The sequence below is a fragment of the Streptomyces murinus genome (assembly GCF_002154555.1).
Lineage (GTDB): Bacteria > Actinomycetota > Actinomycetes > Streptomycetales > Streptomycetaceae > Streptomyces > Streptomyces murinus.
In genome coordinates this window covers 1-7,813 of the sequence record NZ_MUNF01000355.1, presented here as the reverse complement: position 1 = coordinate 7,813, position 7,813 = coordinate 1, and the positions used below count along the sequence as shown (strand labels likewise).

General features: G+C 75.4%; 8 protein-coding genes and 1 pseudogene. 6 read left to right on the top strand and 3 right to left on the bottom strand.

Annotated elements, in window-relative coordinates; all coding sequences use genetic code 11:
* Both CCN72_RS21515 and CCN72_RS21510 read right to left on the bottom strand, forming a co-directional pair.
* A pseudogene (locus tag CCN72_RS21515) lies at positions 1-233 on the bottom strand (hypothetical protein); the annotation flags it as partial.
* Positions 234-562: 329 nt separating this feature from the next.
* Complete coding sequence (locus CCN72_RS21510; RefSeq protein WP_037652775.1) at positions 563-1,015, bottom strand: flavodoxin family protein; 453 nt, start codon at positions 1,013-1,015, stop codon at positions 563-565.
* A gap of 213 nt (positions 1,016-1,228) precedes the next feature.
* On the opposite strand from CCN72_RS21510, the gene CCN72_RS21505 reads away from it, so the two are divergent.
* The 6 genes from CCN72_RS21505 (at position 1,229) to CCN72_RS21480 (ending at position 6,482) form a co-directional block, all read left to right on the top strand.
* Complete coding sequence (locus tag CCN72_RS21505) at positions 1,229-1,873, top strand: class I SAM-dependent methyltransferase (RefSeq protein WP_425276163.1); 645 nt, start codon at positions 1,229-1,231, stop codon at positions 1,871-1,873.
* 59 nt (positions 1,874-1,932) lie between these two features.
* Positions 1,933-2,268, top strand: coding sequence for a hypothetical protein (locus CCN72_RS21500; protein WP_086808930.1), 336 nt, complete (start codon positions 1,933-1,935; stop codon positions 2,266-2,268).
* A gap of 157 nt (positions 2,269-2,425) precedes the next feature.
* Positions 2,426-3,790, top strand: coding sequence for an FAD-dependent oxidoreductase (locus CCN72_RS21495; protein ID WP_086808929.1), 1,365 nt, complete (start codon positions 2,426-2,428; stop codon positions 3,788-3,790).
* Positions 3,791-4,250: 460 nt separating this feature from the next.
* Complete coding sequence (locus CCN72_RS21490) at positions 4,251-5,435, top strand: hypothetical protein (protein ID WP_086808928.1); 1,185 nt, start codon at positions 4,251-4,253, stop codon at positions 5,433-5,435.
* Between the two features lie 146 nt (positions 5,436-5,581).
* Positions 5,582-5,731, top strand: a complete 150-nt coding sequence (locus tag CCN72_RS41710; protein WP_425276162.1) for a DUF1232 domain-containing protein — start codon at positions 5,582-5,584, stop codon at positions 5,729-5,731.
* Between the two features lie 28 nt (positions 5,732-5,759).
* Complete coding sequence (locus tag CCN72_RS21480; RefSeq protein WP_208638059.1) at positions 5,760-6,482, top strand: 2-phosphosulfolactate phosphatase; 723 nt, start codon at positions 5,760-5,762, stop codon at positions 6,480-6,482.
* Here CCN72_RS21480 and CCN72_RS21475 read toward each other — a convergent pair.
* Positions 6,454-7,677, bottom strand: coding sequence for a hypothetical protein (locus tag CCN72_RS21475; RefSeq protein ID WP_244174358.1), 1,224 nt, complete (start codon positions 7,675-7,677; stop codon positions 6,454-6,456). The genes CCN72_RS21480 and CCN72_RS21475 overlap by 29 nt on opposite strands.
* Between the last annotated feature and the right edge of the window lie 136 nt (positions 7,678-7,813).

Below are 7,813 nucleotides of genomic sequence, written 5' to 3'. Positions count from 1 at the left end.
CGCCGCCCTGGAGGCCCCCGCGGGCCGCTGTGGTGGTGCCGGTGCCGTGCCCCGTCCGCGGCGGCCTCCGGGGCGGCGGCGAGCGGGGCGGTGGCGACCGGGGCGGGGTGGCCCGAACCGGCCGTGTCCGCGGGGGCGGTGGCCGTGGCGCGCTCGGCCGAGCGGGCGGTCACCACCGTGCGCTCGCTGTCAAAGGCGGCCTCGGCGAGGCCGGCGCAGCACAGCGCGAGCACGCGGCACCGGACACGACGGGCAGGGCACGCGGTGGCGGGGGCGGGGCCGGCAGGGCCCGTACCCGCTGCGGCACGGGCCCGCCGGTCGCGGCCGGCGCGGGCCGGTCCTGCGCCGCGGCGGTGGCCAGGGCGGCGCGGGCGACGGCGCGGGCGACCACCGTACGGCTGCCCACGTGCGCGGCGGCGGTCTCGGGCGCCGGCCGCGCGGCTGCGGGCCGACGGCATCGAGCACGTCTGTGGCCCTGCCGTACGCCCTGGGCAGCGGTGCCGAACGCGGCCTGGCGGTGGGGCCGTTGTGCGAGCACCCGCCAGGCGGGTGAGCGGGCGGGTCAGTCGGACAGGCCCGCGGCGAGGGTGGCGCCGAGTTCCCAGCAGGCCTCCGTGTCGGCCCGGCCGGGTTCACCCGTGACGGTGACCGGTTCGGCCGCGCGGCGCCAGCCGAGGCCGGTGGTGATGGTGTCCAGGGCGCGCACCGCGCCGGTGACGTCGTTGCCCCCGTGGACGTAGTAGCCGAAGGGGCGGCCCCGGGTCTCGTCCAGGCAGGGGTAGTAGATCTGGTCGAAGAAGTGTTTGAGGGCGCCGGAGATGTAGCCGAGGTTCGCGGGGGTGCCGAGGAGGTAGCCGTCGGCTTCGAGGACATCGGCGGCGGTGGCGGCGAGGGCCGCGCGGCGCACCACCCGGACGCCCTCGATCTCGGGTGCCGTGGCGCCGGAGACGACGGCCTCGAACAGGGCCTGGCAGTTGGGTGACGGGGTGTGGTGGACGATCAGCAAGGTGGGCACACCGGCACCCTGCCGGGTCCGGCGCGCGGTGCGCAAACGGGCCGTCACCCCTTGTCGTTGTGGGCGTGGCGCGCGGGGTGCGAGGATGCCCGGCGTCGGTGCCGTCGGGGTGCCGTACGGGTCGGTGCCGTAGGGGTGCCGTGCGGGTCGGTGCCGTAGGGGTGCCGTGCGGGTCGGTGCGGTACCGGTCGGTGCCGTGCGACGGGAGGAGCCGTGGTGGCCGAGGACGAGCGCCGGGTGCCGGCGGCCGTGGTGTTCGACGCGCTGGGCCTGGACTACGAGAAGGCGTTCGCCTCCTCCGGGGCGCACCGGGCGTCCCTGCGGTGGCTGCTGGAGCGGCTGGCGCCGGGCAGCCGGGTGCTGGACGTGGGCTGCGGGACGGGGCGGCCGACCGCGGCAGCCCTCGCGGACGCGGGGCACCGGGTGCTCGGTGTCGATGTGTCCCCGGTGATGGTGGAGTTGGCGGCCCGGCAGGTGCCGGGGGCCGAGTTCCGCCGGGCGGACATCCGTGAACTCCCGCTGGAGGACGGGGCGTTCGACGCGGCCTGTGCCTACTTCTCGCTGCTCCAGATGGACCGGGCCGAGCAGGAGGCCGTGGTGGGCCGGCTCGCGCGGGCGGTACGGCCCGGTGGGTTCGTGGTGCTGGCGACCGTGCCCGTCGACATCGAGGGCGCCGAGGGGCTCTTCATGGGGCAGCCGGTGCGGGTGACGAGCTTCGGCGCGGACGCGTTCAAGGACGTGGCGGTCCGGTCCGGGCTCGCCGTACTGGCGCAGGAGCACGCGGAGTTCGCGCCCGCGCATCCCGAGGCGGTACCGGAGCCGCATCTGTTCCTGCACTGCCGACGGCCCGCGCGGTAGCCTCTGGTCTTCCTCAAACCGCTTGGACCTCGGGGCCCTCGGCGGCGAGGATGATCAACATGACGGGAATCGCGGGTCTGAACAGGAAGCACAACCACGTACTGGTCATCCGGGACGCGGATGTGGTGGCGGCGGCGCTGCGCGAGGCGCTCGCGGAGGCGTCGCCCGAGGAGCGTCCGGGTCTGGAACGCGCCGTCGCGCTGGTCGAGTCGACCGCGACGGCCACCGAGGCCAAGCTGCGCGCCGACTGGACCCGCGCCCGGCTGGCCGCCGTCGGCTTCACGGGCGACCTCTCCTCGGTCGCGGCGACGAAGGCCCTGCGCCAGGCGGAGCCGAAGCTGAGCCTGCTGGCGGCGGTGCAGCTCCAGAAGGAGGCGCTGACCCAACCGGAATGACGGTGGGAAAGGCCGGGAGAGGGGTGCCATAAGGCACCCCTGGGGAAGTCATAAGATGCCCTTATGAGGTCATAGGCGGGACCCGTGTACCTACTTAGGTCTGCCTTAGCTTAGGCTTCCCGATCGAGTCGACTTTTTCACTCGAAGGGAACTGATCATGCCGCGCCCCCTGCGGGTAGCCATCGTCGGAGCCGGCCCCGCCGGGATCTACGCCGCCGACGCCCTGCTCAAGTCCGAGGTGGCCGCCGACCCCGGCGTGTCCATCGACCTCTTCGAGCGCATGCCCGCCCCCTTCGGTCTGATCCGCTACGGCGTCGCGCCGGACCACCCGCGCATCAAGGGCATCGTCACCGCACTGCACCAGGTCCTGGACAAGCCGCAGATCCGGCTGTTCGGCAACGTCGACTACCCGACGGACGTCAGCCTGGACGACCTGCGCGACTTCTACGACGCGGTGATCTTCTCCACCGGCGCCATGGCCGACCGCGCGCTGTCCATACCCGGCATCGAGCTGGACGGCTCCTACGGCGCCGCCGACTTCGTCTCCTGGTACGACGGCCACCCGGACGTGCCGCGCACCTGGCCCCTGGAGGCCGAGAAGGTCGCGGTGCTCGGCGTCGGCAACGTGGCCCTGGACGTGGCCCGCGTCCTCGCCAAGACCGCGGACGAGCTGCTGCCGACCGAGATCCCGCAGAACGTCTACGACGGTCTGAAGGCCAACAAGGCCGTGGAGATCCACGTCTTCGGCCGCCGGGGCCCGGCCCAGGCGAAGTTCAGCCCGATGGAGCTGCGCGAGCTGGACCACTCCCCCAACATCGAGGTCATCGTCGACCCCGAGGACATCGACTACGACGCCGGCTCGATCGAGACCCGGCGCGGCAACAAGCAGGCCGACATGGTCGCCAAGACCCTGGAGAACTGGGCGATCCGGGACGTCGGCGACCGCCCGCACAAATTGTTCCTGCACTTCTTCGAGTCCCCCGCGGAGATCCTCGGCGAGGACGGCAAGGTCGTCGGCCTGCGCACCGAGCGCACCGCCCTGGACGGCACCGGAAACGTCAAGGGCACCGGCGAGTTCAAGGACTGGGACGTCACCGCCGTCTACCGCGCGGTCGGCTACCTCTCCGAGAAGCTGCCCAAGCTGCCCTGGGACCTCGGCTCGGGCACCGTCCCGGACGAGGGCGGCCGGGTCATCGAGGAGGGCGGCACGCACCTCCAGTCCACCTACGTCACCGGCTGGATCCGGCGCGGCCCCGTCGGCCTCATCGGGCACACCAAGGGCGACGCCAACGAGACGGTGTCCCACCTGCTCGCGGACCACGCGGAGGGCCGGCTGCACACCCCCGCCTCGCCCGCGCCGGAGGCCGTGGACGCCTTCCTCGCCGAGCGCGGCGTCCGCTACACCACGTGGGAGGGCTGGCACCGGCTGGACGCCGCCGAGCGCGCCCTGGGCGAGCCGCAGGGCCGCGAGCGCGTGAAGATCGTCGAGCGCGAGGACATGCTGCGCGAGAGCGGCGCGTAAGCGCTCCGCGCATCTGGCCGGGGCTGAGCTCGAACGGGGCTGAGCCTCGGCCGTAGCTCGGGCCTCGGCCGCCGTGAGTGGGTGGCCGGTGGCGGAGTGCGGGTGCGGGCTCGTCGTGGCTGGTCGCGCAGTTCCCCGCGCCCCCGGGGGGAGCTGCCCTGCCGTCGGCCGAGAAGTCGACGTGCCCGAAAGACGCCCCAGCGCACACACCGGCGCGCGAAGCCCGGCACGCCGTGAACAACCCACGCGCTCCGGCGAAAAGCGACCCGCACGCCCTGGCGGAAGCGGCCCGCGCGCCGGGCGGGAAGCGACCCACGCGCCCCAGCCACAGCCGGGTCATGGGCGCCCCGCGCACCCCCAGGAGAGACACGCGCCGCGCGCGGGTACGGGGTCGTCTACGTTTCGCCGGGGCGAGCGGTGATACTGGGAGGCGCACCCGCCTCCATCAGCAGATTGGCTTATGTCGAACTCCGCCACCGACCGCGCCCCCGTCCCGCAGTCCGTCTGGGCGGCCCGCGGCCGTCACACCGGCCCCGCTCCCGAGGACGTCGTCCGCCGCACCCTGCGCCGGCACAAGGAGAGCGGGGACATCGACGACTTCGCCGAGCCCCCCGCCTCCGAGGACACCGCCGAGAGCGACGCGCTCCCCACGATCTTCGAGGCGCGCTGGCGGGTCGGCGGCACCGTGACCGTGCGGGCCCGCCTCACCCTCGTACCCCGGCAGAGCAAGCTCCAGGGGCACGAGTGGCGGCTCGTCGCGGAGGCCGAGCGGCCGTGGGACGAGGGCTGGCCCTCCCCCGCGACGCTGTTCTGGCCCGAGGGCGGCTCCGGCGACGATGGTTCCTGGGACCACCACCCCACGGTCGCCGGGGTGCGCTTCCGGCAGGTCAACGCGCTGCCCGCGGACGACAAGGAGATGCGCCGCCGGCTGCGGGAAGCGGCCCGTGAGGCCTGGTGCGTCAACCTGGTGGTGCACGAGGCGATGACCCCCGACGAGCAGGGCAAGCTGCCGCTCGCCCGGCTGCTGCCGCCCGCCCTGCGGCACCGCGTCGTGGAGCACCGTGCCGCCCCGCACCAGCTGCGCGGCGTCAACTGGGCGCTGAAGGCCCTCGGTGTCGAGGTGCCGCGCGGCGGCGCCGTGATCCTGCCTCCGGACCCGGCCCCGGAGGACTACGACGGCGAACCGCACCGGGTGCGCAGCGTCTTCCTGGACGGCTCCGAGCCCCCGGAACTCCTCGCCGCGCTGCGGCACTTCGTCGCCCTGCCGCGCCCGGCGCCGCAGGACGCGGCCGCGGCGCTGGCGGACCTCAGGGACAACTGGACCCTGATGACCCACCAGGAGGAGCTGGACCGGGAACGGCGTCTGGTCACCATGTACGCCGAGGCGCTGGAGGCCATGACGAAGTCCCGGGACCTGTACAAGCAGGCCGCCGAGCAGGCCCTGGAGGCGCTGGCCGCCTACCGTGACGTACCGGCGCCCGCCCTGCCGCAGCAGCGGCCCGCCGCCAAGGCGCCCGCCCCGCTCCAGCAGCTCACCCGGACCCTCGAGCGGCTGCGGTTCCCCGGTCTTCCCGGCCGGGCGAAGACGGCCCCGCAGGACACCGCCGACGGCGCGGAGCTGCCCTCCCCCGACCTGCCGTCGTAAGGCCCCCGTGCCGTACAAGGAGCCCCGATGGACACCACCACCCTGCTGCTGATCGTCGCCGCCGTCGTCGCCGCGGGCCTGGCCGCCGGTGCCGTCGTGCTGCTCGTACGCTGCTGCGGGCCGGGCTGCCCGCGGGGCCGCGCTGGGTGTTCTGGGGCGCGGTGGCGTATCTGCTGCTCCCGACCGATCTGCTGCCCGATCCCATCTACCTGGACGACATCGGCGTGCTGCTCCTCGCCCTGCGCAGCCTGCGCGCCGCCCGGCCACAGGCGCCGGAGACGCCCCGGCTGCCCTGAACCACCGCGGGTACCCGATCATGGTGCGATGCGAGCCGTGTTCACCGGGATCCCGGACGCCCCCGTCGCCCCGGACGTCGCCGTCGTCGTCGATGTGATGCGGGCCTTCACCGTGGCCGCGTCCGCGCTGCGGCGCGGTGCCGAGCGGATCGTGTTCGCCGAGACGCGGCGGGAGGCGCTGGCGCTCAAGGCCCGCAATCCGGGCCGGCTCGCCTTCCAGGACGGGGCGCCGGAGCCAGGCTTCGACCTCGCCAACTCGCCCGCGCGGCTGCGCTCGCTCGATGTACGCGGCCGCACGATCGTGCAGAAGACCACCGCCGGTACGGCCGGGGCGCTGGCCGTGGCGGACGCCGGTCTGGTGCTGTGCGCGAGCTTCCTGGTGGCCGGGGCGACCGCCGAGGTGCTGCGCCGGGCCGGGGCACCGGCGGTGACCTTCGTCGTCACCGGGGGCGACGGGCGGGCCGAGGAGGATCTGGCCTGCGCCGAGTACATCGCCGCCCGGGTGCGCGCCCCCGCCACCGATCCTGGGCCCTTTCTGGAGCGGGCCCGCCGCTCCGCCGCGGCGGCCGAGCTCGCGGAGGCGGTACGGCGGGGCTGGGCGGGGGTGCATCCGCAGGACGTGGAGCTGTGCCTGGAGGCGGACAGCGTGCCGTTCGCGATGGCGGCCGCCCGGGTGGACGGCCGCCTGGAACTGCGGGCGGTCGATCGGTCGCCGCTCCGGCTCAACTACCGCGACGACCTGGGGTGTTGATCCCGAGCAGGACGGCCAGCACCACCGCGAGCGCGCCGAGCGCGGCCACCGCAGCGGCCGTACCGGCGAGCCAGGGCGGGGCCAGGGTCGCCGCCCACAGCCGTGCCGGGTCCGGCAGCCCGAAGCGACCGCCGAGCACCTGTCCCGCGCCGAGCCCCGCCGTGACCGCGAGGGCTGCCGCCGCCGCGCCGAGCCGGGCGTGCGCCGCGCGCGCGGGCAGGGCGAGGCCCAGGAGCATGCACAGCGCGGAGGCGACGAGCGTGGCGCCGAGCAGCCCGTGGGAGAGCCCGGCCCAGTAGCGGGGCGCGTGGGCGGCTCCGCAGAGGAACACCAGCAGGGCGGCGACACGGACACCGGTCCCGGCCGGGGCATGCCGGGCGGCCTCCTTCTGCGGGGGCTCCTGAGCGGCGGGTTCCAGCCGGAGGAGCCTGAGCCGTGGGGCCCGGCGCGGCAGGGTCCCGGGCGGCCCAGGGTGCGCGGGCGAGGGGCCCCCGGCGACCGGCACTCCCCTGTCCGGTGCCGCGGGCGGGAGTTCCGGCACCGGCTGGTCCGTGTCCGCGGCCAGGCTGCCGATCAGCTCGGTCAGTTCGCCGACCGTCCGCCCGGTGGCCGCGGCCTGTACGGCGGTCTGCCGGCAGCGCGGCTCCAGGGGGGTGCGGTGCAGCAGCCGCAGCAGCATGCCGACCTCGTCCACGGGGCGCTGCCCGGCGGCGGCCCGGAGCACGGCGTCGGCGCCCGCGGGGGTCCGCGGGGGCCGGGTGAGCAGGGCCGCCAGTCGGGTGACGTCCGCGACCGAGCGGTCGAGGCCCGCCGAGCGGACCGCCTCGGCCAGGGTCCGCGTGTGCTCGGGGGCGCCCTCCAGCAGGGCGATGAGGCGGACGACGTCCTCCAGCGGGCGGGTGGTGACGGCCGTACGGACCAGGCCGAGCAGCGGATCGTCGTACCGGGCGTCCGCCCCGGGCACGGACCCCGACCCGGACCCGGGCGCGGCCTCGGGCACGGCATCGTGCGCGAACGCGACAGCGGCCTCGCGCGGAGCTCCGGACCCGGCACCGGGCGGCCGCTCCGTCCTGGACCCGGACGGCGGGGCGGAGCGCGTCAGGACCCGGACCGGCAGCGCGCGGGCACCGGCCGTGACCGGCGCGGGCCGTATGAGGGAGTCGTCGGAACAGGTGGACGAAGAGCGGGTGGTCATCTCGGCTCCAGTGCAGGAGTGCGGCCGCAGCTGACGCCCCCGACCGCGGCACGCGCAGTACGCAGTCCATTACTAGGAGCCGCTCCCCCGCGCCGCCACCCGGGTGAGGCACTGGTGTGAGCCCCCGCCGCCCCGG